Here is a 24,945-nt window from a genome sequence, read left to right as displayed (position 1 = left end):
AATTTGTCTCCGTACGCAGTGTCCCTGACTATTGGGGGACATCTCTATGCGCGCGAACGCCATCAACCACGTGTTGAAACTGATATGCCTGCACGCTCTGACAGCAACTGTCGCTGGATGCGCCACGGCGCAGCTGGAGACATCAGGGTCTCTCACCTCGTATAACGACCTCGCGCCGGCCGACGGCATCACTACCAAATCCAAGATGCGCGTCGACAAGGCCGGTGTCCTGGCGGCCAGGAGTGTCAGCATCATACCCACGTCATTCTCTCATGCCGCATCTCGAGCCGCCCTCACCGACAAGCAACGTCGCGTCATCGCGAATGCTGTCGACCGTTCCGTCTGTATCGGACTGAGCGACCGCTTCAATGTGGTCCCATCCGGGCAACCCGCCGACCTCACGGTGCATGTCACCGTGACGCGTGTGACCGTCACCGATCCGAATGTCGCTGGGGCCGCCAAAGTTGCCTCCGCCGCACCTATGTTCATCAGTGCAGGCTTTCCCATCGTCGTGCCCAGAATCCCGTACGGCATGGGCGGCCTGTCGGTCGAGGCGGAAGCCCGCGACGTACAAGGCCAGCAGAAAGCGGCATTCGTCTGGGCCCGCGATGCCGACATGTTGACGAGCACACCGCGCGTTGCGGCATCCGGCGACGCCTACGATCTGGCGGGCGAGTTCGGCGCAGATTTCAGCAAGCTCCTCATTACCGGTGAAAATCCGTTCGACAAGAAGCTGTCCACGCCCAGTCTACAGCGCGTGAATTCGGCCTTTGGGGGGAAGCCCAAATACGCCGCCTGTGATGCTTTCGGGCGCACCGGCGTTTCCGCCTTCATCGGCGGGAAAATGGGAGCACCTCCCGAGTGGAATGACGACGCGATGCCGGTGGCGGAATGACCGGACATGCATGACAGTGATTACCGTCCCTCCGCCCAAGACAGCTATGCTACGACATTAGCAGTCACGTTGAACGAACAACCGCCTGGAGCCGGATGCCGCCCAATGCAGACCATGTCTCACATCCTCATCGTCGATGACGATCTTGCAATACGAAAACTGCTGGGACGCTATCTGACCGAACAAGGCTACCGCGTATCCATCGCCTCCGACCAGCGAACGATGAAGGAAGCGCTGCAGACCAACGAGGTCAGCCTGATCGTTCTCGATGTCCTGCTCCCCGATGGGTCGGGCCTCGATATCTGCCGCGATCTTCGGCGGGAGGGCTCCGAGATACCCGTCATCCTGCTGACGGCGCTGAAGGAGGATGTCGACCGGATCATCGGCCTCGAAATCGGCGCGGACGACTATCTCGGCAAGCCGTTCAATCCGCGCGAATTGCTCGCCCGCATCCGCGCGGTTCTTCGTCGCAAGGTGACGCAGGATATCCACCTCTCTCAGGTGCTCGAACATCACTTCGGCAGATTTAAACTCCATCCCGGCGCGCGGCAGTTGCTGGACGAAAACGGGCAGCCGTTCGATCTCACGACAGCTGAATTCGAACTGTTGCTCGTGCTCGTCAGACGGCCGGGTCGCCTACTCTCGCGTGATCAACTGATCGAACTGACGAACCGCAGCTCCGACGACGTGTTCGATCGCTCGATCGACGTGTTGATGAGCCGGTTGCGCAAGAAGCTTGGCGACAATGATGATTTCCAGTTGATCAAAACCGTGCGTAACGGCGGCTACATTTTCTCGGCACGCGTTGAAACCATTGGCGCAGACACATGAACTCCATACGCATTCGATTTTCCTTGATGCTCGTGGGCTCGGTCCTTTGTGTGGTGATCCTGGCCAGCGCCGTGATGTCGCAAATGATACTCGGGCTGGTCGAAAAGGATTTTCGTGACGGATTGACGTCTCGCGTCGCTGCATTTTCCAACAGCATCACCTTTCGCGGAAACGATGCAGTCTTTCATCTTCAGCCGGCGCCCATCGAGGGAAAGCTTCTGGAAGCGCCGACCAAGCTTCTGCAGGAAGCATTTCAAAAATCGCAAGCCAATTTCGACATTTTCGTCAAGCAAACGCCGGACGGCCAACGATGGGCGTCCATCAAGATGGGCCCCGGCTGGCTGAGCTGGCCCATACGCGAGCACGCGCCGCCTCCTGAAGTGTGGTGGGGCCTCGCCGGCTGGATGGTACTGATCACGGTTGGCGTCATCGGGGTTGCTCTTACGGTCGCCCATCAGACGACAAACCAGCTTAAATTGCTGCAGAGCATGGCGATGTCCGTTGGCAAGGACGGCGTGCTGCCCGTGCTCAAAGAAGAAGGGTCTATCGAAATCAAGGCCACCGCTCAGGCACTGAACATGATGGGCGCAAGTCTCAAAAAAGCGATGGACAGCAAGATCAGACTTGTGGCTGCCGCGGGACACGATTTGCGGACCCCCATGACACGCATGCGTCTGCGCGCCGAATTTCTCAACGAACGAGAGCGTGAGGAGTGGCTGCATGACCTCGATGAAATGGATCACATTGCCGACAGCGCCATCCAGCTCGTTCGGGAAGAGACCGTCGGAAAAGGCACCGAACACGTCAGACTAGACGAACTCGTCGGGGACGTTTGTGCCGAACTCACCCTGATCAAGATGCGGGTGACAATTGCCGGACTCGATCACAGCAGCGTCAAGATCTCACCGCTCGCACTCAAGCGCGCCCTACGCAATCTCATCATCAATGCTGCGACCCATGGCGGCGGCGCCATCGTAAGCCTGCGCGTTCACGATCGCCGCGCTGTCGTCCTGATCGATGACAACGGTCCCGGCATTCCCGAACAATTCCTGGCAAGTGCCTTCGAACCGTTCTTTCGCGCCGATCCGGCCCGCCGCCAGTCAATCCCCGGCGCCGGGCTCGGCCTGGCCATCGCCAAGGAAATTGTCGAACGACAGGGAGGCACGCTCGAGATCGAGAACCGGCAACCTCACGGGTTAAGGCAGACGCTTTCCATTGAGATCGATATCGCGAACGTATCATCGGTCGCAGCCTGAACGACGCGCTCGCCATGCGACCACACGGTCGCCGCTGCAGACGATCGCTGGCGAACAATCCTTGGCAAGCAGCCCCTGTTCAGCCCGACCACAAGATCATCGCGATCCCGAAGACGAGCAACGGATAATACGCAACCTCCACGCTCAGGAACGCGATGTCTTTTGTACGAGACCAGAGGCGCCGAACGGATATCCGTATTCGGGAGCGTTCCAAAGACGCTGTTGGAGCGATGCGACACATCTAGCTACCCTGCCCCCTCAACCCTTCCAGGTTGGATTGAAATCCATTGGCCGAACCGCCCTTGGCACGACCGTAGGCGTAGAGCTCTTTCATATAATCAGTATCGAAATTGGTTGGATCGCTCGTGGTGAGCTTGCCCGCGTCGATGGCCGTTGCTTTGAAATCCCAGTTGTTGCGTTTGCAGAAATCGTATGTCGCGATCATCGCATTGCGCGTATTGGCCTTCACCGAGGTCTGAAACGAGCGCGCCACGATCGGAAGCGTCAGATCCGACGTATAGGAGGCGTCGGGCGACAGCTTGCCGTTAACGATCACGAAGACCCGAGACTTCGTAGCCAGCGATCCCGCGTGGGCCGTCAACACGCTTTCCGGCACAGCCAGAATATTCGATGTCACGCCGCCATCGACATGCATCTCGGAATACATGTTTGCGCCGGACTCGACGGCGATCAAGGCCGGCGGGAAAATCCCGGGGATAGCGGCCGACGCAGCAAGAACATTCCGGAACAATTCATAGCGGCCAGGACTATCGCTGCTCGCGATCTCCCCCATATTCCAGAGCGTCGTCCCTTGGGTGTCGAGGTTCGTGGTGGCCACGATGAGCATCTTGCCCCTGCGATACCGTGCGCCGACCGCATCGATGATCCGATCATCGGCATATTTCGAGATGAGGTCTTTCATCGGCCCCGCCTTGAAGACGCCCGATCCAACAACGGCGTTGACCCCCGCGATACGCATCAGATTTTCAGTCGCGCCGCTGGTGAAGATCGCTTCGAGACGGCCGTCATAGCCCGGGCCGAGAAACGCGAATGGCGCAATCAGGGCGCCGACGCTGGAGCCGGTGACGATATCGAACTCGGGGCGCAGCCCGGAGTCTGACCAGCCTTTCAGGAATCCTGCGCCATAGGAGCCGTCAGCGCCGCCGCCGGACAAGGCAAGGATGGTAAGCGGTGCGGCACCGCGCCGCGATCCCGCGAAGATGCGATAGCCTTCGTCGTGCGATATCCTGGCCAACGGAATCTGCGGGATCGTCGCGCGCGCGCTTGCGATCAGCGGCGCGCGCGGCAGCGACGCACAGGCCGACAGCAGCAGCGCTGTGCAAATAATGGAAAGCGTCGCGCGAGGCATCACGCGAGCTCTGTAATGATCAAAGTGAATCTTGAATACTGGGCCATGCGGGTTTCCATGTCCGGAAACTCTTGCACGGTTGATTTGCCATTTGTTTGCGCGTTTATTTCATTATGTTTCGTGCGGCGGCTGCAAACCGAATGCGACAATTCCATCCACGCGTCCACGAATGGGAAGATGACCGAGTGCGCTGATCGTGAATGGCGGAGTCGAGGCAAAGCAATCCATCGCCGCCTTCGATGCGACAAAACCGCCCTCTACACCACGACTGAGCTCTTCCAGCCGCGAGGCGGTGTTCATGACGTCGCCATTGAAGACGATCGCGCGTTTGACGTCGCCGATTTCGCCGATGATCACCGGCCCAAAATGCAGGCTGCCGCGAATGCGGGGCGCCGTGCCAAACTCGCGCTCAAACTGCCCCGCTTTGCGCGCCAATTCGTCGCGCATGGCCATGAAGCAGCGCAACGGACGGCAATCGACCGCACCGTCCCGCTTCGTCCAGGTCACGATCATCTCGTCGCCGACATAGGCGAGCACCTCGCCACGATAATCGACGACCGAGAGCGATAGCAGGCGAAAGGTCCGATCGAGGAAACGGTGGATACCGACGCCACCAAGTTGCTCGGCCAGGCTGGTCGAGCCCGCGATATCCACGAACAGGACGAAACGCTCTTCCTCGACCGGCGTGTGATAGCGCCCGGTGAAGAAGTTCAACAACGCGCGTCCGCCGACGAGATTGGTGATTGCCAAAGCCAGATTGACGACGATGGAGACGACGACCGAATAGACTAGGCTCGACCAGAACGTATCCTCCGCGATCTCGAGCGTCCGCCCGATCAGCACATCCGCAAGCCGAAACCATTGCACGGCCAAAATCACGACGGCGTAGAACGCGCTCTTGATCAGCAGGTTGGCGGTGAACGAGCGACCGCTCAGCCAGCTCCGGATCGGACCATCGGCCACCATGATTTCGAAGCCGCCCAGAACTGTGCTGATCACCAATCCGATGACGAGCCCGGGCAGAATGGGCAGATCATGAGTGGCACTGAACGCGACACCGGCAGCGCCGCCAGCGGCGATAATCGTCGTGAGGACCCTCAGTTTCCGTTCAAACCTGGCGTTCATGGTCCCTCCCATCGGCACAGCCGACGGGAGGGGTATATCAGATCGTCCGAGGGAGGGCTGACACGGGCCGATGGCAAAGGTTGCCCGCCTGCGGCGGCCTCACCGGGCCTGCCGTGCACGCCGATATGATCTTCATCCTTTTACAACCACCCCAAGCTTCTCGCCGGCAGCGCTCAGGTTCCGTTAACGGAACTCGCTGCATTTAGTGAAAATGGATGCGCTCATCGCGTCCGACGGGGAGACCAATGCAGCCATCGGATCACGAAACCGCACACAGCGGCGTCACACGCACGTGGGACCGGCGGCGATGAGCACAACGACCATCTTCTGGTTCACGCTCGCCAACTTCCTGTCATCAGGTCTCGTCTGGGCCTATGTCGCACGCTGCTATCCGAACTTCGTCCCGGCCCGCTACTGGAGCGCCGCTTCACTGAGCGCGTCGATCGGCCCTGCTCTCGGCCTGCTGTTTCCCAATCCCGTCGGCCTGCTGTTCGCCGCGCAGATGACAGTTCTCGCTTACTGTCTGTCAGAGGTCGGTATCCGTCGCTTTTACGACAGGCCTACATCCTGGATCGCCACCGCCCTGGTGATTTCCGCGAGCCTGGCCAGCTTCCTGTTCTTCAGACTGGTCCTCGACGAATATGCGATGCGCGTTGTCGTCTACTCGCTGAGCCAGGGCGTTCCCGTGGCGCTGACGCTACCACTGCTACTGTCGCGTGATCATCGGCGCAGCAATCACGGCGCACGGATGGCCGGCTACCTCTCGATTCTCTTGCTTGTTGCTTTTGCCTGCCGCGCGATTGCCGCGCTGCTTCATCTGGGCGGCAGCGAGACGACCATGGTGACGGTCGATGCGGTACAGGCCGGCTTCATGCTGGTGGCGGCATTCCTCGCCATGACATGGAATTACGGACTGCTGATGATGGCGATCGACCGCCTGCGTGGCGACGCAGCCGAACTGGCGCTGATCGACGATCTGACCGGCGCCGGCAATCGCCGCCGCCTGTTGCAGCGAATGGACGAGGAATGTGCGATGGCGCGGCGGACCGCACGCCCATACGCACTGCTGGCGATCGACCTCGACGGCTTCAAGGCGGTCAATGATGGCTTCGGTCACAGCGCCGGCGATGACTGCCTGAAGCAATTCGCCCAAGCGGCGCAAGATCAGTTGCGCCCCGGCGATACGCTGGCCCGATGCGGCGGCGACGAGTTCTGCATCGTGTTGCCCGACACCGACCTGCAGCAGGCCGGCGAGATCGCGCGGCGCGTGCTGGCCGCCTGCCCGCGACAATTTGGCAATGCCGGACACACAGTGAGGACTCTATCCGCCTCCATCGGCGTCGCGCAGTGGTCCCCCGACCTCATCGCCTCCCCAGAGCGATTGATGGCGGCTGCCGATCACGCCCTGTATCAGGCCAAACACAGCGGCAAGAACCGGGTCGTGCTCTATGAGCCCGCACCACCGCTGGCACCGATCTTCGATGACGAGATCGGAAGCGCTCCGTTGCCGGCACCGCATGCCCTCACTGCAATGACCGGGCCGGATCACCACCATTCCGGCTTCTGAGACCTGCGGCGCCATGATGAATTGCGCGTGACCGCCTTCACAAATAACGCGTATTTCGCCCTCAAAATGCTAAGCAGCTTCCCGAATGACACTTGGCTTTCTGACTCGGCCTTTTCCAAAGGATAATTTGCCCATGCCTTCGTTCCGTTTTCTCGCCTCCGCCGGCCCGGCCCTGGCTTTGGCCCTCGCGCTGTGTGGCGCGCCCGCGGTCGCATCGGCGCAGACGTTCAATGACGCCCAGCGCGGCGAGATCCAGAAGATCATCAAGGACTACCTGATCACCCATCCGGAAATCCTCGAAGAGGTCTCGGCCGAGCTGACCAAGCGTCAGGCGCAGGCTGAAGCCGAGAAGCACCAGGCTGCGATCGCCGCGAACGCAAACACCATCTTCAACTCGCCGCGCGGCGTCATCGTCGGCAACAAGGATGGCGACGTCACCTTCGTCGAGTTCTTCGATTACAATTGCGGCTACTGCAAGCGCGCCATGGACGACATGGTCGGCATCATGAAGAACGATCCGAAGCTCAAGGTCGTGCTGAAGGAATTCCCGGTGCTCGGGCCCGGCTCGGTTGAAGCCGCCCAGGTTGCTGTTGCCGTGCGCATGCAGGACCCGACCGGCAAGAAGTATCTCGACTTCCACCAGAAGCTGCTGAGCGGCCGCGGCCAGGCCGACAAGGCCCGCGCCTTGGCAGCGGCCAAGGAAGCAGGTCTCGACGTCGCCAGACTGGAAAAGGACATGGCCAGCCCGGAAGTGCGCGCGACCATCGAAGAGAACTTTAAGCTCGCGGAATCCATGGGCATGAACGGCACGCCGAGCTACGTCATCGGCAAGCAGGTGATCATCGGTGCCGTCGGGGCAGACGCGCTGAAGGAGAAGATCAATCAGGCCCGCTGTGGCAAGGCGCTCTGTTCGTAAACCCAGACACCGGCAGGGTGATTCATACCGTCGCCTGCACCGACACGAACATCTCGGAAATATGACAAACCGGCTGCATCGCAGCCGGTTTTTTATTTATCTTGCGGTAGCGGTCAAAGCGGCTGAACGCCATCTGTGATAGGGCAACCTATCCCCAACGGTAAAAGGATGCAGCGGACACCCCGCCTAAGTTCCCAATGTTGACCGATACCAAACAGGAGCAGCGGCTCCTGAAGATTTCGATTTACGTCACGCTTCTCATTTCATTCGCCAGCATCGCTTTCGGGCTCGCCATCAGTTCGCGCGCCATCGCCTTCGACGGTTTTTACACGTTGATCGACGCAGCCATGACCGGCGTTGCACTGCTGACCGCACGACTGATCAGCAGAGGCGAAGACGACCGCTTCCAGTATGGCTACTGGCACCTTGAACCGATCCTCGCGCTGATCAACGGCACGGTGCTCAGCTTCGCTTGCGCCTATGCCTTCATCGACGGCCTTAACGGGCTGATCACCGGCGGTCGCGCCATCGAATTCGGCCCCGGCGCTATCTTCGCCGCGGTGGCGGGTGCGATCAGCTTCGGCATGAGCATCTATATCCGCCGCTCGGCCGGCGAACACGGCTCGCAACTGCTCGACATCGATGCCCGTGCATGGCTGATGGGCGGCGTACTCAGTCTGGCGGTCTGCATCAGCTTCCTGCTCGGAGCGGTGATGGCGAAGACTCCAGCAGCGGCCTATGCACCGCTGGTCGATCCGCTGATCCTGCTGGTGGTTGCGATCTGCCTGCTGCCGTTTCCGCTCTCGACGATCTGGAATGCCGGGCGCGACATCCTGCAGGTCGCACCGAGCGATCTCGACGAGGAGGTTCGCGAGCTCGCGCAATCGATCGCGCACAAGCATGGCTTCAGCGACTGCAGCTCGCATGTGATGCGCTCCGGCCGTCAGCAATTCATCGAGATCGGGCTGGTGGCACCGTCCGGCGAGATCAGCAAGACCTTCGCCGAACTCGACGCCATACGCGCGGAGATTGCTTTGGCCATGGGCGGCCTCAGCCCCGGCTATTGGCTGACAGTGGACTTCACCGCCGACAAGCGCTGGGTGTAAGTCACCCCCGCGCTTTGTGCCGAACACGCCAGGCTAGAACAAAGGCAAGAGACAGGACGAGCACCACGCCCAGCACGATCGCGCCGGCGCGAAGCCGGCCGCCGGGACGATCGATGTATAGCGAGCGCAGCGATGGCGCCTCTCCGTCGTGCGCAAGACGAAACGCCACGACGCTGTCGCCGATCGAAGTGCCGACTTCCGAATGCCCGCCGGCGGCGATGACCACATACTGCTCTCCGCCGATGACGTAAGTCATGGGATTGGCGACGCCCGGCACTGGCAGTCGCCCCTGCCAGAGTTCGGCGCCAGTCTTCGCATCATACGCACGCAGGTAGGCATCCATCGCGCCGGTGAAGATCACGCCGCCGCGCGTCGGCAGCAGACCATTGACCAGCGGCATGCCGGTGGCCAGTGCGAGCCCCAATGGCGCGGTGTCCTCGCTGGTGCCGACTTTCGACTCCCACAGCACTTTGCCCGCCTTGAGGTCCACCGCAACCATCGCGCCCCATGGCGGCTTGTTGCAGGGCATGCCGAGCGGCGACGTTACAAGCGCCCGCGTCATGGCAAAGGGCGCGCCGCACTGCGCGCCAAAATCCGTACCTGCCGGCGGCTTGTAGTTCTGCGCCTCGGCGCGCGGGATCAGGGTGACCCGGTGTACGGCGCGGCTCGTATTGGCATAGAGCACCTGACTGACGGGATCGAAGGCAACGCCGCCCCAGTTGACGCCGCCACCGGTCATCGGAAACAGCAAGGTGCCCGCAACGGTCGCAGGTGGCGTGTAGAGCCCTTCGTTGCGTCCATTGGCCAGTTCATCCCGACACTTGCCGCGATCCCAGAATGTCACGCCGAACGCCTCATCCGGCATTACCCGCTGCGGCACCAGTGTCGGAAGATGCGTTGGAAACGGCTGCGTCGGCGACAGCGCTTCACCCTCGACGCCACCTTGCGGAACGGCCCTCTCCTCCACCGGCCAGATCGGCGCGCCGCTGGTGCGATCCAGCACGAACAGAAAGCCCTGCTTGGTCGCCTGGATCACGACGTCGCGCGGACCGCTTGCCAGATCGATGCGGGCCAGCGTCGGCTGCGCCGGCACGTCGTAGTCCCAGACATCGTGATGCACGGTCTGGAACGACCAGACCAGTTCACCCGTGTCGATCTTCAGCGCAACGACCGAATTGGCGTGCGCATTGTTACCGGGCCGCTTGCCGCCCCAGAAATCCGGACTGGGTGACGACGTCGGCAAGAACAGCAATCCGCGTTCGTCATCCACCGACATCGGCGCCCAGACATTGGCGTGGCCGGCTTCGATACCGTCATGGACTAGCGGATCCCACGACCATCGCGGCGCACCGCTTCGCACATCGAACGCGCGGACGGTCCCCTTGGGCGCGCTCACACGCCGATTGTCGGCGAGTGCAGAACCGACCACGACGACGTCGCGCCCCACCACCGGCGGCGATGTGATCTGAAATTCACCGGGGCCATCAAGCGGCATTCCCGGGTCGAGCTTGACCTCACCCTGCGCGCCGAAGTCGGCACATGGCAGTCCGGTCGCGGCATCCAGCGCAATGACACGGGCATCGTTGGTACCCATGAAGATGCGGCTGCGACAGGTCGCGCCAGATGCTGCGCGATCGTCACGCCAATAGGCGACGCCGCGGCACACCCATCGATTGGCCGGACGCACATCCGCTGCGACCCGCGCATCAAAACGCCACTTCTGCCGACCGCTGGCGGGATCGAGTGCAATCACCTCGTTGAATGGCGTACAGAAGACGAGGCTGTCTTCAACCAGGAGCGGCGTCGCTTCGAACTTGGTGCGCGCCATCTGCGCAGGTGTGCGACGCAGGAGATCGCCAGTCTGGAAGCGCCAAGCCTCGATCAGGCGGCCGACATTGTCGGAGGTGATCTGGTCAAGCGGCGCAAAGCGAGAGCCACCACGGTCGCTACCCCAATGCTCCCATCCAAGAGCAGGTGCTACCGACAGGACTACGAGCGCCAGGATTCCTCCAATCCAATTCCTCATCGAAGCACAGCTCCGCAGATCCCGACCGATACGACCTGATGTTAGTCGTTGAGCCTGCCCTGTCCATGTCGAACGCATAGTAAAGAGGCCGGCTGCGTAACAGCCGGCCTCTTTGAAACTCGATAAATATTATAGCGATGGTTACGCGATGTCCTCGACTGTCGTCTCGCAGTCATCCGAGCGCTGCTCAAAGCGCGATAGCTTGTTTGCCGTATTTTCCAGGACGCCGGCGACAAAATCGGACACCGAATTCTCGATTGGCGCCGCTTCCGCTATCTTCTGAACGATCATCTCCACAAAGGCTGGCATCGCATTTTCCTTATTCGATGGTGCAATGCACGTGCTGCCATTTGGTTCCGGCTGAGACCGTCGTCCTTCCATTTTCGACTTAGGAACATCCCCAACGGTGGTGGATTGCCCTTTACGGAGGAGGAGAAAGAGCAATGCCAAAATATCATTTCGAGATTGTCGATGGTTTCCGGCTTGAGGACCCCGTAGGTCTGGATTGTAGCGACGACACGCAAGCCAGGGATGTCGCCAAGAATATTGCTCATCAAATCGCAGTTGATATCGCAGGCGACTGTGACCGGAAGGTCGTCGTCATCGATGACAACGGCGATGAAGTCTACAAGACGAAGATCAAGCCCTGACGCGGCGTGACGTATACTCAAGCATAACAAAAGCAATGGAACTACACTTTCTCAGGAACATCCTTCCGCCAATGCCGTTGTACGGCGGGCAATGCATCGCGAGGAGAACCAAGATGAACAACCGTTTATTGATGAGCGTCGCCACCGCTGCACTGATTGCAGGTTCGGGTTTGGCTAGCGCGCAAAATCCCGGCGGCGCAGGAGCTGCAACGTCGGGTGGTGGCGCCGGAGGTGCCGGAATGACACGTGAGGCGCCGGCGGGCGGTGCTGCACGTAGCGGCGCAACGAGCGCGCCCGCAGGCGGCGCGGCTGCTGATCGTGCTGCGCCGGCCGAACGCAACGCACCAGTCAACAAGGACGAAGCGACCGACACCACCAACAAGTCCGAGCAGAAGCCGGCGGTGAAGTCGACGCAGTCCGACGACAAGATGCAGCGTGACGACAAGCGTACGACCGACTCGACTCGTGACAGCGGAAAAGCCGGCAAGGACATGAAGGCCGATTCCAAGTCGACCGACTCCAAGTCAGGTGCCGACACCAAGTCGACATCGACGGAGACCAAGTCGACCACAACCACCGGTCAGGCCGGCGCGGGCGCCAAGCTGACCACCGAGCAGCGCACCAAGGTCACCACGGTCATCAAGCAGCAAAATATCCAGCCGGTGACCAATGTGAACTTCTCGATCTCGGTCGGCACCCGTGTGCCGCGCGAGGTCCGCTTCCACCCGCTTCCGGCTGAGATCATCACCGTCTATCCGGACTGGCGCGGCTATGAGTTCTTCCTGGTTCGCAACGAGATCATCGTCGTGAACCCGCGAACACTCGAGATCGTCGCAGTCATCGACGCCTAAGGCGGCGCATCTGATGTGACACCCGGGCGGGCTCGAAAGGGTCCGCCCGTTTGCTATCCGGGACGCTCCGCCCCTGTCGTGATCCGGCAGATCACCGGAAATGGCGCCAGTGGCTTTAACCTTGGTTAATAAGCATTTTCCATAGGTTCCAGTGGGCTTTTTATGAATTGGGTGAGGTATTTGGCTGGGGGAACCGGGGGCCTAGAGGCTTCCCCTCCGCGGTTTGGTTACCTATAACCCCGGGCAGAACGGCGCCCACCCGCGCCCATTGCTATTGCCCGGGATGTCCGATGGCCAATACCACGACCAACACCATCTACGTGCTCAACGGCCCCAACCTCAACCTGCTGGGAATCCGCGAGCCGGACACCTATGGGCATGCAACTCTGGCCGATGTCGAGAAGTTGTGCGTGACCACGGCCGCGCAATATGGCCTGACCGCAGATTGCCGGCAGTCCAATAGCGAGAGCGAGCTCATCGGCTATATCCATCAGGCCCGCGAGAAACACGTGGCCGGCATCGTGATCAATGGCGGCGCTTATTCGCACACCTCGATCGCCCTGCATGACGCCATCGTCGGTGTGCGCATTCCCACCGTGGAAGTGCATGTCAGCAACGTCTACACCCGCGAAAGCTTCCGCCACCATTCCTTCATCGCCAAGGCAGCCTTTGCCAGCCTCTGCGGCTTCGGCATCGAGGGCTATCGCCTTGCGATCAGCGGCCTCGCCGCAAAAATCGGTGCCAACGCCATCGCGTGACGCGCCCGCTTCGCTCATTATTCGTCTTTCACTTCAGACATTGGATTGCCCATGGCCCGCAAGCCTGACGACACACAGACCGCAACGCCGAAAGCCAGCAACGATAGCGGCATGATCCGCGAACTGGCGCTGCTGCTGGATGAAACCAACCTCACCGAGATCGAGGTCGAGCGCGCCGGTCTGCGCGTGCGCGTCGCGCGTAACATCAGCGTTGCTGCCGCTGTGCCAGCTTATGCGCCCGCACCGGCTGCTGCACCCGCGCCTGTCGCCGCAGCTGCTGCCGCACCGGCCGCCGCCGACATGACCAAGCATCCTGGCGCTGTGCCCTCGCCGATGGTCGGCACCGTCTACCGCGCCCCGGAGCCCGGCAAGCCGGCCTTCATCGAAGTCGGCGCCAAGGTTGCTGCCGGACAGACGCTGGTCATCATCGAGGCGATGAAGACCATGAACCAGATCCCTGCACCGCGGGCCGGTACCGTGACGCAGATCCTGATCGAAGACGGCTCGCCGGTCGAATACGGCGAAGCGCTGGTCATCATCGAGTAACACCACAACGTCCTCTGACTTCGGAACGCCATGTTCGAGAAAATCCTGATCGCCAACCGCGGCGAGATCGCATTGCGCATCCTGCGGGCCTGCAAGGAGCTCGGCATCGCGACCGTGGCCGTGCATTCAACCGCGGACGCCGACGCCATGCATGTGCGCCTCGCCGACGAGAGCGTTTGCATCGGCCCGCCGGCGTCGAAAGACAGCTACCTCAACATCCCATCGCTGCTCGCCGCCTGTGAAATCACCGGCGCCGATGCAGTGCATCCCGGTTATGGCTTCCTGTCGGAAAATGCGCGCTTCGCGGAGATCCTCGCCGACCATAATCTGAAGTTCATTGGCCCCAAGGCCGAACACATCCGCCTGATGGGCGACAAGATCGAAGCCAAGAAGACCGCCAAGCGGCTTGGCATTCCCGTGGTGCCCGGCTCGGACGGCGGCGTCGGCCCCGAAGACGATGCCATAGCGATCGCCCGCGAGATCGGCTTCCCGGTCCTCGTCAAGGCAGCCGCCGGCGGCGGCGGCCGTGGTATGAAGGTCGCGCAGACTGAAGCCGATCTGCTGATGGCGCTGTCCACTGCCTCGAACGAGGCCAAGGCTGCGTTCGGCGACGCGTCGGTCTATCTCGAAAAGTACTTGCAGAAGCCGCGCCACATCGAAATTCAGGTGCTCGGCGACGGCCGCGGCGGCGCGCTGCATCTCGGCGAGCGCGATTGCTCGCTGCAGCGCCGTCACCAGAAAGTCTGGGAAGAAGGTCCTTCGCCGATCCTGTCACCGGAAGCGCGCGCCAGGATCGGCGGCATCTGCGCCAAGGCGATGCAGGACATGCAGTATCTCGGTGTCGGCACCATCGAATTCCTCTACGAGGACGGCGAGTTCTATTTCATTGAAATGAACACCCGCATCCAGGTCGAGCATCCCGTCACCGAGATGATTACCGACATCGATCTTGTGCTGGAGCAGATCCGCATCGCCGCCGGCGGCGACCTGCCCTGCACTCAGGAAGAGGTCAACATCATCGGCCATTCCATTGAGTGCCGCATCAATGCCGAGAACCCGGAAACCTTCCGGCCGTCGCCCGGCACGATCACCCAGTATCACGCCCCCGGCGGCCTCGGCGTCCGCATCGATTCCGCGGTCTATCAGGGTTACAAGATCCCGCCTTATTACGACTCGCTGGTGGGCAAGCTGATCGTTCACGGCAAGAACCGGCCGGAATGCCTGATGCGACTGCGACGGGCCTTGGACGAGATCGTAGTGGACGGCGTCGAGACGACCCTGCCGCTGTTCCGGGCCCTGGCCCGGGAAAGCGATATTATCGAGGGCGACTATCACATCCACTGGCTGGAACAGTATCTGGCCGGCAAGGCTCCCAAGACCTGAAACATTTGGGATCAGTCTGGAACCAATCGCCTCGATCCGCGTTTTTTGTGCTGCCGGGAGACGTCCGGCGGCGGGGGCCATATTGAAGTCCAATCTGCAATCCAAGCGAGTACTACGTGACCGCTGACGCCGCCCGCAGGCGAGCGCTATGGCAAATCCTGGTGCTCTTGGCGGGATTGCTGGTGCTTGCCGCCATCAGCGCGGCCTCCGTTATCCTGGTGAACCAGGCACGTGACGATTCCAGGTGGGTGGTCCACACCGTCGAAGTCCAGAACCAGATATCGAACCTGCTGCTGGAAATCCGCCGGACCGAAAGCGCGACCCGCGCCTATCTGCTGTCCAGCGGTCCACAATTCCTTTCCGAATACGAAACCTCGGCGGCCGCGATCCTGCCGGCCGTCGACAGACTGGTGGCCCTCGCCAACGACAATCCGGCCCAGGTCGCCAACACGGTCAAACTGCGTGCAGCCGTCGAGCAGCGACTGGCGGAATTCGCCAGGGGGATCGACCGCATCAAGAACAACGACATCCAGTCGAGCATCGACATCCTTCGTCGCGGCGGCGCCAATCAGGCCGTTCAGGACATCGCCGATATCACCCGCGCGATGCGCGCCGAAGAAGGCCGCCTGTTTGTCGAACGCACCCGGACGGCCGACCAGAGTCAGCAATGGGCCTCGTTAGTCACCGTGGCCGGCTCCGGTCTGGTGGTGCTCCTGGCGGCGCTGTCGATCTTCCTCGTGCGCCGCTCGTCAAACGCCCGCGATGAGGCGGAGGCCAGGTTGCGCGACAGCAACATCGACCTCGAAGCCGCCGTTGAGGAGCGCACCGCCGACTTGCGCGAAGCCAACGACGAGCTGCAGCGCTTCTCCTATATCGTCAGCCACGACCTCCGCTCGCCGCTGGTCAACATCATGGGCTTCACCAGCGAGCTCGAAGAGCTGCGCGGCGATATCTTCAGGCGCATCGCAACGCTCGCCAATGCAGACCCCGTCGTGCCCGATGTGAACGGCGAATTGCCGGAGCCGGCGCTGCCCGAACAGGACAAGCAACTCTCCGCCGATTTCACCGAAGCGCTCGGCTTCATCAAATCGTCGATCGGGAAGATGGACCGCTTGATCAGCGCTATTCTCAATCTGACCCGCGAGGGCCGGCGGGAGTTCAAGCCGGTGAAGATCGACACCCGCGAACTCATCGAAGGCATCGCTTCCACCGTAGCGCATCAGGCAGCCGAGACCGAAACCCAGATCCGCATCGAGCCATTGCCTGACATCGAGAGCGATCGTCTCGCAATGGAACAGATCTTCGGCAACCTGATCGACAATGCGCTGAAATATCTGAAGCCCGGCGTCCCTGGCGACATTCTCGTCAAGGGCCGCACCAAGATGGGCTTTGCGATCTTCGAGATCATCGACAACGGCCGCGGCATCGATCCCCGGGATCATCAGCGCATCTTTGATCTTTTCCGCCGTGCGGGTACACAGGACAAGCCCGGCCAGGGCATCGGATTGGCCCATGTGCGCGCTTTGGTGCGACGAATGGGCGGCACCATGTCGGTGTCATCGGAACTCGGCAACGGCAGCAACTTCACCGTCACGCTGCCGGCCAGATGGACGGGGCATAACCGGGATAAACAAACATGAGTAAGCCAGTTACCATCATTATGATCGAAGACGACGAGGGGCACGCCCGTCTGATCGAACGCAATATCAGGCGCTCGGGTGTCAATAATGAGATCATCCCGTTCACCAACGGTACAGACGCCGTCAACTATCTGTTCGGCAAGGATAGCACTGGCCTCGATCACAAGGGCGAAGCCCTGCTGATTCTGCTCGACCTCAACCTGCCCGACATGACCGGGATCGATATCCTGAAGCGAGTCAAAGAGAACGAATTTCTCAAATGTGCGCCCGTCGTGGTCCTCACCACCACCGACGACGCGCAGGAAATCAAGCGCTGCTACGAGCTCGGATGTAACGTCTACATCACCAAGCCCGTGAACTACGAGAGCTTCGCCAACGCGATCCGCCAACTCGGTCTGTTTTTCTCCGTCATTCAGGTTCCACAAGCGTCCACATGACATCTGCCACGACGCCTACGCTGCTGTATATCGATGACGACGCAGGTCTTGCGCGGCTGGTGTCGCGCGGCCTGACGCGGCAGGGCTTTGGCGTCGAGCATTGCGACAATGGCGAAGCCGGTATCGAACGGATCAAGCAGGGTGGCATCGACGTCATCGCGCTCGATCAGTACATGCCGGGCCTCGACGGGTTGGAAACGCTTGAGCAGATCCAGAAACTGCCCTCGCCGCCCCCTGTGGTGTTCGTCACGGCGTCGCAGGACAGCAAGATCGCCGTTACCGCACTAAAAGCGGGCGCTGCTGACTATCTGGTGAAGGACACCCAGGGCGACTTCCTGCCGCTGCTGCATGTCGCCTGTACGACTGCCATCAAGCAGGCCCTGATATCGAAGGCCCGCGACGACGCCGAAGCGGAAGTCCACGCATCGCGTGATCGCTACGCTGCCCTTGCAGCCGAGCGCGAGGTATTGCTGCGCGAGGTCAATCACCGCGTTGGCAACTCATTGCAGATCATCGCTTCGCTGCTACATCTGCAGGCGAATTCAACCAGTGAAGATCACGTCAAGGTAGCGCTGACCAACGCCATGGGCCGTGTCGCCGCCGTGGCGCAGGTCCATCGCCGGCTGTACACCTCGCACGACCTCAACAGCGTGCTGCTCAATCAGTATCTGGAAGCCCTGCTGGAAGATCTACGTCGCTCGGCCGAGGGCAACCGGATGTCGCGCCTGACGCTGAAGGCCGAATCTGTCGAGATCGATCCGGACCGCGCCGTAGCCATCGGCATCATCGTCAACGAACTGGTGATGAACGCCGTCAAATATGCCTATCCCGACGGAGCCGGCCCGATCCATGTCGTGCTCACCGCGCAGGGCGACCAGCTCGAACTGTCGATCACTGACGATGGCGTCGGCCTCAACGTGAAAGTCGACCCGCGCTCCACCGGCATGGGCCAGCGGATCGTCAATGCCATGGCCAACAAGCTCGACGCCTCCGTCGAGCGCGATCCCGACCATGCTGGCACGCGTATCGTGCTGCGGTTCTGCGCCGTCACCAAGCCCGTGGCCAAACCGCCGGTCAGCGCTGCGGGCTAGGCCCGTCTGCGCTGCGGCCGCGCCTTAAACACTCCCAACCTGCACAAATATGCCGCGCCCGTTCGCCTTGCGCGGTTCCATCGCATGCCTAGACTGCACCTTTCAGTCTGCTGATATTTCTCTTTCTTTCCGGACCTCGGATTTCATATGCGCTGCCTTGTCGTGGCCGACCTGCATTATTCTCTGCCCCAGTTCGACTGGCTGCTGAGCGTCGCGCCGCAATTCGACCTCGTGATCTTTGCCGGTGACGCGTTGGATATCGCGTCGATCGTGGACTTCCGTGCCCAGATCCTGGTGGTGAAAAAGTATCTCGGCCTGCTTGCCCAACGCACCAAGGTGATCCTGTGCTCTGGCAATCACGATCTCGACGAACGCAACGATGAAGGCGAGAAGATCGCGCGATGGGTTGGCGATGTCAGGCAACTCGGCATCGCCTGCGATGGCGACAGCCTCACCATCGGCGATACGTTATTTACAGTCTGCCCGTGGTGGGACGGTCCGCTGGTTCAGCAGCGTATCGTGCAACAACTCAGCGAAGCATCCGCACAAAGCGCAAAACGCTGGATCTGGGTCCATCACGCACCGCCGACCAACTCGCCGACGAGCTGGAGCGGCAAGCGTTACTTCGGCGACGTCGAACTGGTGCAATGGATCGAGGCGCATCGGCCTGCGATGGTGATCTCAGGCCACGTGCATGAGTCTCCGTTTGTCAAAGACGGCTCATGGTACGACCGGATTGGTGAGACCTGGGTGTTCAATGCAGGCCGACAGTTCGGTCGGCCGCCAACTTACATCGTGCTCGACCTTGATGACGGCACAGCATTCTGGCTATCGGCGGAAGGCGCTGACCATATCGATCTGAACGCTCCGCTGCAGCGTCCGGCGTTACCGATCAAGGTCGCGCCCGCATGGCTCACATCCGTGGATCGTTTTGTCGATCCGAGCCCCGATCCGAACCTGGTGACACCTTCGTCGGCGACAGGTTGACCATGTTGTCCAGGAGCTCGCCGACCATCGACAGATGCGTACCATGGCCGGCATATTGCTGCTTGATATCGGCAAGATAGCTCGTCGCCACATTGAGCCGCTGCGCCAGCAGCCGCGCGATCATCAGCGCGACGGTCGGGTGATCCCGCAAGAAATCCGTCGCATTCTCGAATTCATAGACTTGCGTCTCCATCGCGGCGCGCACGGTCGCGGTATGCGGCTGTTCGAGGAGCACCGACATTTCACCGACCACAGCACCGGGTTCGGTCAAACTCGCAACCACCGTGTCGCCCTTGACGACATCGAGCTGCCCTTCGATCAGCACGAACAAATGCCCGCTGGTCTGTCCTTCCCGGATGATCGTATCGCCCGCTGCAACGCTGTGCTTCACGCCATCGCTGCAATGATCCAGAACGGCGCGCATATCAGGCACTCCAACATGGTTGATAAAGCGTATGCTCGCCGTGACGATCGCGTGACACAAGGCCCGAATGCGCCGAAATTGTCGGCAACCGGCGCATATTGGGTGCGGCGGAGCTTGCGAGACGTCCCGCCCCGGCTACCACGTCTTTCTCCCTGTTGCATTTGTTCGGGAGATAGTTATAGTTAGTTGCTTCCTTAGCAATAAGGCCCGTCCTTCCAGACGGGCCGTTGCCATTTTAGGGGGCCTTTGCGATGAGCCGTTCCAACCGGATCGATCATATTCGCCTGACGTCGCATCCTGCGCCGGGCGCCAAGCATCACTTCCCGATCCATTGGGGCGCAGCCTCCGCACGCGAACGTGGACCGGTCATTGGCACCGTATCCCGCCCGCAGGACCGCAACGTCATTGGCACCCATGGCGGCTCCTATTCGGTCTATCGCGCGCTCGCCGTTTCATCCGGCGCGCTTGATCCGCTGAAGCGTCCCGATCTCACAAATACCCATCCCGCTGCTATCGTCGGGCCTTTCGGACAATGGACCGATCCCGAGAAGATCGTATCGCTCGATCCCTGGGGTCATCTCGTTGCCGAAAACTTTGCGCCCGAGATCGCCGAAGGCATCGATATCCGCCCGAGCATTGCGATCACCAAGGCGCGGCTCGATCTGCCCGAGCTGCAGGCCGCGATCGCTGGCGGTCGCCTCAAACACGACGGCGACGTTGTGCATGCCAATGGCAGCGTCTCCGTCGTCAAGATTGCCATCGATCCCGTGTGGTATCTGCCCGGTCTCGCCAAACGCTTTGATACCAGCGAGAACAATCTGCGCCGTCAGCTGTTCGAACAGACCGCGGGCATGTTTCCCGAACTCGTGACGCGGCCTGACCTGCAGGTGTTCTTGCCGCCGATCGGCGGGACTACCGCCTATCTTTTCGGCGACGTCAGCAAGCTGCCGGATCACACGACCAAGATCACCTGCCGCGTTCACGACGAGTGCAACGGCTCCGACGTGTTCGGCTCCGATATCTGCACCTGCCGTCCCTATCTCATTCACGGCATCGAGGAATGCGCACGCGCCGGCCAGTCCGGCGGTCTCGGCATCATCATCTACAACCGCAAGGAAGGCCGTGCGCTCGGCGAGGTTACCAAATTTTTGGTCTACAATGCGCGCAAGCGCCAGGAGGGCGGCGACGCCGCTGCGCAGTATTTCGAACGCACCGAATGCGTCGCCGGCGTGCAGGACGCGCGCTTCCAGCAGTTGATGCCGGATGTGGTGCACTGGCTCGGCCTCAAGCGCATCGATCGCTTCATTTCCATGAGCGACATGAAGCATGATGCGTTGACCAGTCAGGGCGTCGAGATCGTCGAGCGCGTGCCGATCCCCGACGACATGATCCCGGCCGATGCGCATGTGGAGATCGCCGCCAAGAAGGCGGCCGGCTACTTCACGCCGGACCCGGTGACACCACAGGATCTGATCGACTCCGTCGGTCGCGGGCTCGAGAAGTATTGAGATATCAGCAGTGAATCCCCAGACCCCGGAAGCCTCTGCCGCCCTCTCGTTACTGTCAGCTCACGCCGTGCGCACCCGTGCGCAACGTATGCTGAACCTCGGCCTCGACGACAAACTGCCGAACTTCCGTATCGATCTCACGCGCATGGACGACGTGATCAACCTGGTGCTGGACACGACGCGCGCCTCCTATCCGTCGCTCGATGTCCCGTTCCATTCGCGCTGGCGTCACTTCGTCAATGCCGGCGACGATCGCTGGGCCGATGTCGCGGGTGGCATTTCATGGCCTGATCGCGCGGCACGCGGACGCGCGGAATTCGATCTCGCCATCACCAGCGTGTTTCTCGATGCCGGGGCCGGTCCGACCTGGCGCTATACCGATCCCAAAACCGGCGCGGCGATCGGCCGCTCCGAAGGTCTCGGTCTCGCGAGCCTCGCGATGTTCGCCGGCGGCACATTCTCTGCCGATCCCGCACAGCCGCTGCGCGCCGATGCCAGCAAGCTCACAGAGCTCGATGTCAGCGATCTCAAGCGCGGCATGCAGGTCTCCGACACCAATCCAATGGTCGGCATCGACGGCCGCGCCGATCTGTTGCGCCGGCTTGGCGAACACGTGGCGTCGAAGCCCGATATGTTCGGCACGAAGGATACGCCGCGGCCCGGTGGGTTGTTCGACCGCTTGGCGTCGCTGGCTGACAATGGCCGCCTGCCCGCTCCCACCATCCTCTCGGAACTGCTGCTGCAACTTGGTCCGATCTGGCCGTCGCGGCTGACGCTGGACGGCATCGCGCTCGGCGATTGCTGGAAGCATCCGGCGATGACGACCTCGGATGCGACGAGCGGCCTTGTGCCCCTGCACAAGCTGTCGCAATGGCTGGCCTATTCGCTGATCGAACCGCTGCAGACCGCAGGCATCGACGTGACTGATATCGACGGCCTCACGGGATTGGCCGAATATCGCAATGGTGGCCTTTTCGTTGATGGTGGTGTCCTGAAATTCCGCGATCCCGCTGACGCCACGCGTGAGCACGACGTATCGTCGCCGCTGGTGGTGGAATGGCGGGCGCTGACCGTGGCGCTACTTGACCGCGTCGCCGGCGGCCTGCGACAAAGACTGAAGCTCGACGCGACGTCGCTGCCGTTGGCCAAGGTGCTCGAAGGTGGCACATGGGCCGCCGGCCGCATCCTGGCGCGCGAGCGCCGCGAGGATCATTCGCCGCCGGTGAAGGTCATCAGCGACGGTACGGTTTTCTAGATCAAAGACGGTTTTACACTCTCGCAACGGATGAGGTTCATGGACGGCGTCACGATCGTTAATCACCCACTGGTGCAGCACAAGCTGACGCTGATCCGCGACAAGAACCGCTCGACCAAGGGCTTTCGCGAACTCCTCAATGAAATCGGCATGCTGCTGTGCTACGAGGTGACGCGCGACCTTCCGCTCACCGATGTCGAAATCGAAACCCCGATTATGAAGATGACCGGCAAGGAAATTGCCGGCAAGAAGCTGGTCTTTGCACCGATCCTTCGCGCAGGCCTCTCTTTCGTCGAAGGCATGATCGGCCTCGTCCCGTCAGCGCGTATCGCGCATATCGGCCTGTACCGCGACCCCGAAACATTTGTCGCCGTGGAGTACTTCTTCAAGGCGCCGACCAATCTCGACGAGCGTCTGGTGATCGTGATCGATCCGATGCTGGCCACAGCGAACACGGCCGTCGCCGCCATCGACCGCATCAAGGAACGCGGCGCCAAGGACATACGCTTCGTCTGCCTGCTCGCCGCCCCCGAAGGTATCGAGCGCCTGCGTGGTTATCACCCCGATGTGCCGATCTGGACAGCCGCGATCGACGATCGTCTGAACGATCACGCCTATATCGAGCCGGGTCTCGGTGACGCCGGTGATCGTGCTTACGGCACCAGGTAGAGAGATGCACCGACACGCGGGCGCCTCCTACCACGCGACGCTTCCTTGGACTGTGGCTCAGTTGATCATCAGCAGCCAGGGCATTACGACCAGCAGCAAGCCGGCGAAATAGATCAACCCGAAGATCAGGCCGAACTTCCAGAAGTCGGCCTTGCCGATATAGCCGCTGCCAAAATACATCGGCGCCGGTCCGGTGGCATAGGGCGAGATCACGCCCATCAGGCCAAGCGAATAGATGCAGAGCAATGTCAGAGTCGACATCGGGATTCCGGGAATGCTCGACCCCACCGCCAGCACGACAGGCAGCATCGCCGCCGCGTGCGCCGTAATGCTCGAGAAAAAATAGTGGATCCAGAAGAAGATCGAGACCAGCAGGATCATCGCAATGGTCGGGCTGAATGTGGCGAGTGGAGCCGCCAGGCCGGCGGCAGCCCATTTGATGAAGCCGATGTCGTTGAGGCCGGATGACAACGTCAGCAGCGATGTGAAGTAGAAAAACACCTCCCACGCCGCTTTCTCGGCAATGATGTCGGAAAACGTGATGACGCCGGTGACGAGCATCAGCGAGATCACAACGAACACCACCATGGTCGCATTGATGAAGTTCGAACCGAGGCCAGGCAGCGAGATGTCGGGATTGGATCCGGTGATCCATAGGAACATCGCAAGCACGACCAGTCCGGCCATGATCCATTCGCTACGCGACAACGCGCCCATGGATGCGAGTTCACCCGCGCTCCACGCCACGATCTCCGGGCTTTCTTTCACCTCCGGTTGGCAAATTGCGTAGCTCAGCAGTGGCAGAAGCAAAATCAGCGGCACGCCGAGCGGCGCGAAGCCGATGAACCACTGTGACCAGCCGACGTCCACGCTCACGATCTTCTTGGCGATGCTCAGTGCAGCCGCATTGGGCGCAAGCGCGGTGAGGAACATCGAGCTCGTGACCGCAGTCGCCGCGAATGCGGTCCACATCACATAGGTTCCGATCCTGCCGGCTGTCGGACCCGGCTCCGATCCGTAGATCTTCGGGATGTTGCTGACAATCGGATAGACCGTGCCGCCGCTGCGCGCGGTGTTCGATGGCGTCGCGGGCGCGAGAACGAGATCGGACAGTGCAACTGCGTAACCCAGTCCCACAGTGTTGCGCCCGAGGCCGCGAACCAGCAGCAAGGCCAGACGCCTGCCAAGACCGCTCTTGCGATAGCCGATCGAGAATACGAAGGCGCCGACAATCAGCCACACCGTGCTTTCGGAGAATCCGCTCAGCATCCAGCGCAGCGACTTGTTGGGATCGTGTTCGACATATCCCATCACGCCCGCAAAGGTCAGACCGATCAGACCGACCGCGCCTACGGGCATGGATTCCAGGATCAGGCCGGTAATCACCGCAGCGAAAACGGCAAAATAATGCCACTGATTGGCGACAAGCCCTGCCGGAATCGGGATGACGTACAGCACCAGCCAGACAGCGAGAGGTGCAATCTTCTTCCAGCTCAGCGACACAGCTTCTCCCCCGGCGAACCGAGCCGCCGTACCTGCGACAATACGTCCGGCAACGTAACACCAGTTGTTGCCCGGCGAGCAACCGCCAACGCGATCTGCGCCGCATGTATCACCATCTTAGAGCGCGCCTCTCTTTCCTTTCGCATCCGCAG

At 61.2% G+C, this 24,945-nt stretch carries 24 protein-coding genes; 18 read left to right on the top strand and 6 right to left on the bottom strand.

What is annotated here, in order from left to right; genetic code table 11:
* Positions 1-46 precede the first annotated feature (46 nt).
* The 3 genes from AB7951_RS12530 (at position 47) to AB7951_RS12520 (ending at position 2,982) form a co-directional block, all read left to right on the top strand.
* Entirely contained in the window at positions 47-895 is an 849-nt protein-coding gene (locus AB7951_RS12530; RefSeq protein WP_120289374.1) for a DUF3313 domain-containing protein, read from the top strand.
* Between the two features lie 105 nt (positions 896-1,000).
* Complete coding sequence (locus tag AB7951_RS12525) at positions 1,001-1,726, top strand: response regulator (RefSeq protein WP_120289372.1); 726 nt, start codon at positions 1,001-1,003, stop codon at positions 1,724-1,726.
* A 26-nt stretch (positions 1,727-1,752) separates the two neighbouring features.
* Positions 1,753-2,982, top strand: a complete 1,230-nt coding sequence (locus tag AB7951_RS12520; RefSeq protein ID WP_158596790.1) for an ATP-binding protein — start codon at positions 1,753-1,755, stop codon at positions 2,980-2,982.
* A gap of 241 nt (positions 2,983-3,223) precedes the next feature.
* On the opposite strand, the gene AB7951_RS12515 is transcribed toward AB7951_RS12520, so the two are convergent.
* Together AB7951_RS12515 and AB7951_RS12510 are read right to left on the bottom strand one after the other, a co-directional pair.
* Positions 3,224-4,351 (bottom strand): patatin-like phospholipase family protein, encoded by a 1,128-nt coding sequence (locus AB7951_RS12515; RefSeq protein ID WP_120289368.1) that lies wholly within the window; start codon positions 4,349-4,351, stop codon positions 3,224-3,226.
* Between the two features lie 111 nt (positions 4,352-4,462).
* A complete protein-coding gene (locus tag AB7951_RS12510) occupies positions 4,463-5,476 on the bottom strand; it encodes an adenylate/guanylate cyclase domain-containing protein (RefSeq protein WP_120290286.1) in 1,014 nt (337 codons plus the stop codon).
* Between the two features lie 307 nt (positions 5,477-5,783).
* On the opposite strand from AB7951_RS12510, the gene AB7951_RS12505 reads away from it, so the two are divergent.
* From AB7951_RS12505 to AB7951_RS12495, 3 genes are all read left to right on the top strand, one after another.
* The gene (locus AB7951_RS12505; protein ID WP_439061659.1) at positions 5,784-7,043 is read left to right on the top strand and encodes a GGDEF domain-containing protein; all 1,260 of its coding nucleotides are present in this window, start codon (positions 5,784-5,786) and stop codon (positions 7,041-7,043) included.
* Between the two features lie 133 nt (positions 7,044-7,176).
* Positions 7,177-7,959: a DsbA family protein gene (locus tag AB7951_RS12500; protein ID WP_120289366.1), complete on the top strand. Its 783-nt coding sequence runs from the start codon at positions 7,177-7,179 to the stop codon at positions 7,957-7,959.
* A 197-nt stretch (positions 7,960-8,156) separates the two neighbouring features.
* Complete coding sequence (locus tag AB7951_RS12495) at positions 8,157-9,065, top strand: cation diffusion facilitator family transporter (RefSeq protein ID WP_089264113.1); 909 nt, start codon at positions 8,157-8,159, stop codon at positions 9,063-9,065.
* A 1-nt stretch (position 9,066) separates the two neighbouring features.
* Here AB7951_RS12495 and AB7951_RS12490 read toward each other — a convergent pair whose 3' ends face one another.
* Positions 9,067-11,091, bottom strand: coding sequence for an outer membrane protein assembly factor BamB family protein (locus tag AB7951_RS12490; RefSeq protein ID WP_441255828.1), 2,025 nt, complete (start codon positions 11,089-11,091; stop codon positions 9,067-9,069).
* A 141-nt stretch (positions 11,092-11,232) separates the two neighbouring features.
* Positions 11,233-11,400 carry a hypothetical protein gene (locus AB7951_RS12485; protein ID WP_210210678.1) on the bottom strand — a complete coding sequence of 56 codons (168 nt, stop codon included), beginning with the start codon at positions 11,398-11,400 and terminating at the stop codon, positions 11,233-11,235.
* Positions 11,401-11,534: 134 nt separating this feature from the next.
* On the opposite strand from AB7951_RS12485, the gene AB7951_RS12480 reads away from it, so the two are divergent.
* The 9 genes from AB7951_RS12480 (at position 11,535) to AB7951_RS12440 (ending at position 19,434) form a co-directional block, all read left to right on the top strand.
* Positions 11,535-11,741 carry a DUF6894 family protein gene (locus AB7951_RS12480; RefSeq protein WP_089264111.1) on the top strand — a complete coding sequence of 69 codons (207 nt, stop codon included), beginning with the start codon at positions 11,535-11,537 and terminating at the stop codon, positions 11,739-11,741.
* A gap of 113 nt (positions 11,742-11,854) precedes the next feature.
* Positions 11,855-12,592: a DUF1236 domain-containing protein gene (locus tag AB7951_RS12475; RefSeq protein WP_441255827.1), complete on the top strand. Its 738-nt coding sequence runs from the start codon at positions 11,855-11,857 to the stop codon at positions 12,590-12,592.
* Positions 12,593-12,882: 290 nt separating this feature from the next.
* A complete protein-coding gene (gene aroQ, locus AB7951_RS12470; RefSeq protein ID WP_093758393.1) occupies positions 12,883-13,350 on the top strand; it encodes a type II 3-dehydroquinate dehydratase in 468 nt (155 codons plus the stop codon).
* A gap of 51 nt (positions 13,351-13,401) precedes the next feature.
* Positions 13,402-13,896, top strand: coding sequence for an acetyl-CoA carboxylase biotin carboxyl carrier protein (gene accB / locus AB7951_RS12465; protein WP_089264108.1), 495 nt, complete (start codon positions 13,402-13,404; stop codon positions 13,894-13,896).
* A 30-nt stretch (positions 13,897-13,926) separates the two neighbouring features.
* The gene (gene accC, locus AB7951_RS12460; protein WP_120289360.1) at positions 13,927-15,279 is read left to right on the top strand and encodes an acetyl-CoA carboxylase biotin carboxylase subunit; all 1,353 of its coding nucleotides are present in this window, start codon (positions 13,927-13,929) and stop codon (positions 15,277-15,279) included.
* A 116-nt stretch (positions 15,280-15,395) separates the two neighbouring features.
* Positions 15,396-16,919 (top strand): sensor histidine kinase, encoded by a 1,524-nt coding sequence (locus AB7951_RS12455; RefSeq protein WP_120289358.1) that lies wholly within the window; start codon positions 15,396-15,398, stop codon positions 16,917-16,919.
* Positions 16,916-17,356, top strand: a complete 441-nt coding sequence (locus tag AB7951_RS12450; protein ID WP_089264105.1) for a response regulator — start codon at positions 16,916-16,918, stop codon at positions 17,354-17,356. Before AB7951_RS12455 ends, AB7951_RS12450 begins: the two co-directional genes overlap by 4 nt.
* On the top strand, positions 17,353-18,447 hold the full coding sequence (locus AB7951_RS12445; RefSeq protein ID WP_120289356.1) for a response regulator: 1,095 nt from the start codon (positions 17,353-17,355) through the stop codon (positions 18,445-18,447). Before AB7951_RS12450 ends, AB7951_RS12445 begins: the two co-directional genes overlap by 4 nt.
* A gap of 147 nt (positions 18,448-18,594) precedes the next feature.
* Positions 18,595-19,434, top strand: a complete 840-nt coding sequence (locus tag AB7951_RS12440; RefSeq protein ID WP_439058523.1) for a metallophosphoesterase family protein — start codon at positions 18,595-18,597, stop codon at positions 19,432-19,434.
* Here the strand turns inward: AB7951_RS12440 and AB7951_RS12435 are convergent.
* The gene (locus AB7951_RS12435; protein ID WP_120289352.1) at positions 19,361-19,858 is read right to left on the bottom strand and encodes a cyclic nucleotide-binding domain-containing protein; all 498 of its coding nucleotides are present in this window, start codon (positions 19,856-19,858) and stop codon (positions 19,361-19,363) included. The two genes, AB7951_RS12440 and AB7951_RS12435, sit on opposite strands and share 74 nt — an antisense overlap.
* Before the next feature lie 251 nt (positions 19,859-20,109).
* On the opposite strand from AB7951_RS12435, the gene AB7951_RS12430 reads away from it, so the two are divergent.
* From AB7951_RS12430 to upp, 3 genes are read left to right on the top strand one after another with little or no spacing between them, the layout of a single operon-like run.
* On the top strand, positions 20,110-21,366 hold the full coding sequence (locus AB7951_RS12430) for a GTP cyclohydrolase II (protein WP_120289350.1): 1,257 nt from the start codon (positions 20,110-20,112) through the stop codon (positions 21,364-21,366).
* A 10-nt stretch (positions 21,367-21,376) separates the two neighbouring features.
* Complete coding sequence (locus tag AB7951_RS12425; protein ID WP_439061660.1) at positions 21,377-22,621, top strand: URC4/urg3 family protein; 1,245 nt, start codon at positions 21,377-21,379, stop codon at positions 22,619-22,621.
* Between the two features lie 39 nt (positions 22,622-22,660).
* Positions 22,661-23,290 (top strand): uracil phosphoribosyltransferase, encoded by a 630-nt coding sequence (upp, locus tag AB7951_RS12420; RefSeq protein ID WP_068736713.1) that lies wholly within the window; start codon positions 22,661-22,663, stop codon positions 23,288-23,290.
* A 57-nt stretch (positions 23,291-23,347) separates the two neighbouring features.
* Here upp and AB7951_RS12415 read toward each other — a convergent pair whose 3' ends face one another.
* Complete coding sequence (locus AB7951_RS12415) at positions 23,348-24,793, bottom strand: DASS family sodium-coupled anion symporter (protein WP_120289346.1); 1,446 nt, start codon at positions 24,791-24,793, stop codon at positions 23,348-23,350.
* Between the last annotated feature and the right edge of the window lie 152 nt (positions 24,794-24,945).

This window comes from Tardiphaga sp. 285_C5_N1_2, assembly GCF_052076065.1.
Classification (GTDB): domain Bacteria; phylum Pseudomonadota; class Alphaproteobacteria; order Rhizobiales; family Xanthobacteraceae; genus Tardiphaga; species Tardiphaga robiniae.
The sequence above is the reverse complement of the archived record's forward strand: the minus strand, read 5'-3'. Positions and strand labels throughout refer to the sequence as shown.

Coding starts and splice junctions, on each gene's coding strand:
- AB7951_RS12530 (WP_120289374.1), top strand. CDS start 47: ATGCGCGCGAACGCCATCAACCACGTGTTGAAACTGATATGCCTGCAC.
- AB7951_RS12525 (WP_120289372.1), top strand. CDS start 1,001: ATGCAGACCATGTCTCACATCCTCATCGTCGATGACGATCTTGCAATA.
- AB7951_RS12520 (WP_158596790.1), top strand. CDS start 1,753: ATGCTCGTGGGCTCGGTCCTTTGTGTGGTGATCCTGGCCAGCGCCGTG.
- AB7951_RS12515 (WP_120289368.1), bottom strand. CDS start 4,351: ATGCCTCGCGCGACGCTTTCCATTATTTGCACAGCGCTGCTGCTGTCG.
- AB7951_RS12510 (WP_120290286.1), bottom strand. CDS start 5,476: ATGAACGCCAGGTTTGAACGGAAACTGAGGGTCCTCACGACGATTATC.
- AB7951_RS12505 (WP_439061659.1), top strand. CDS start 5,784: ATGAGCACAACGACCATCTTCTGGTTCACGCTCGCCAACTTCCTGTCA.
- AB7951_RS12500 (WP_120289366.1), top strand. CDS start 7,177: ATGCCTTCGTTCCGTTTTCTCGCCTCCGCCGGCCCGGCCCTGGCTTTG.
- AB7951_RS12495 (WP_089264113.1), top strand. CDS start 8,157: ATGTTGACCGATACCAAACAGGAGCAGCGGCTCCTGAAGATTTCGATT.
- AB7951_RS12490 (WP_441255828.1), bottom strand. CDS start 11,091: ATGAGGAATTGGATTGGAGGAATCCTGGCGCTCGTAGTCCTGTCGGTA.
- AB7951_RS12485 (WP_210210678.1), bottom strand. CDS start 11,400: ATGCCAGCCTTTGTGGAGATGATCGTTCAGAAGATAGCGGAAGCGGCG.
- AB7951_RS12480 (WP_089264111.1), top strand. CDS start 11,535: ATGCCAAAATATCATTTCGAGATTGTCGATGGTTTCCGGCTTGAGGAC.
- AB7951_RS12475 (WP_441255827.1), top strand. CDS start 11,855: ATGAACAACCGTTTATTGATGAGCGTCGCCACCGCTGCACTGATTGCA.
- aroQ (WP_093758393.1), top strand. CDS start 12,883: ATGGCCAATACCACGACCAACACCATCTACGTGCTCAACGGCCCCAAC.
- accB (WP_089264108.1), top strand. CDS start 13,402: ATGGCCCGCAAGCCTGACGACACACAGACCGCAACGCCGAAAGCCAGC.
- accC (WP_120289360.1), top strand. CDS start 13,927: ATGTTCGAGAAAATCCTGATCGCCAACCGCGGCGAGATCGCATTGCGC.
- AB7951_RS12450 (WP_089264105.1), top strand. CDS start 16,916: ATGAGTAAGCCAGTTACCATCATTATGATCGAAGACGACGAGGGGCAC.
- AB7951_RS12445 (WP_120289356.1), top strand. CDS start 17,353: ATGACATCTGCCACGACGCCTACGCTGCTGTATATCGATGACGACGCA.
- AB7951_RS12440 (WP_439058523.1), top strand. CDS start 18,595: ATGCGCTGCCTTGTCGTGGCCGACCTGCATTATTCTCTGCCCCAGTTC.
- AB7951_RS12435 (WP_120289352.1), bottom strand. CDS start 19,858: ATGCGCGCCGTTCTGGATCATTGCAGCGATGGCGTGAAGCACAGCGTT.
- AB7951_RS12430 (WP_120289350.1), top strand. CDS start 20,110: ATGAGCCGTTCCAACCGGATCGATCATATTCGCCTGACGTCGCATCCT.
- upp (WP_068736713.1), top strand. CDS start 22,661: ATGGACGGCGTCACGATCGTTAATCACCCACTGGTGCAGCACAAGCTG.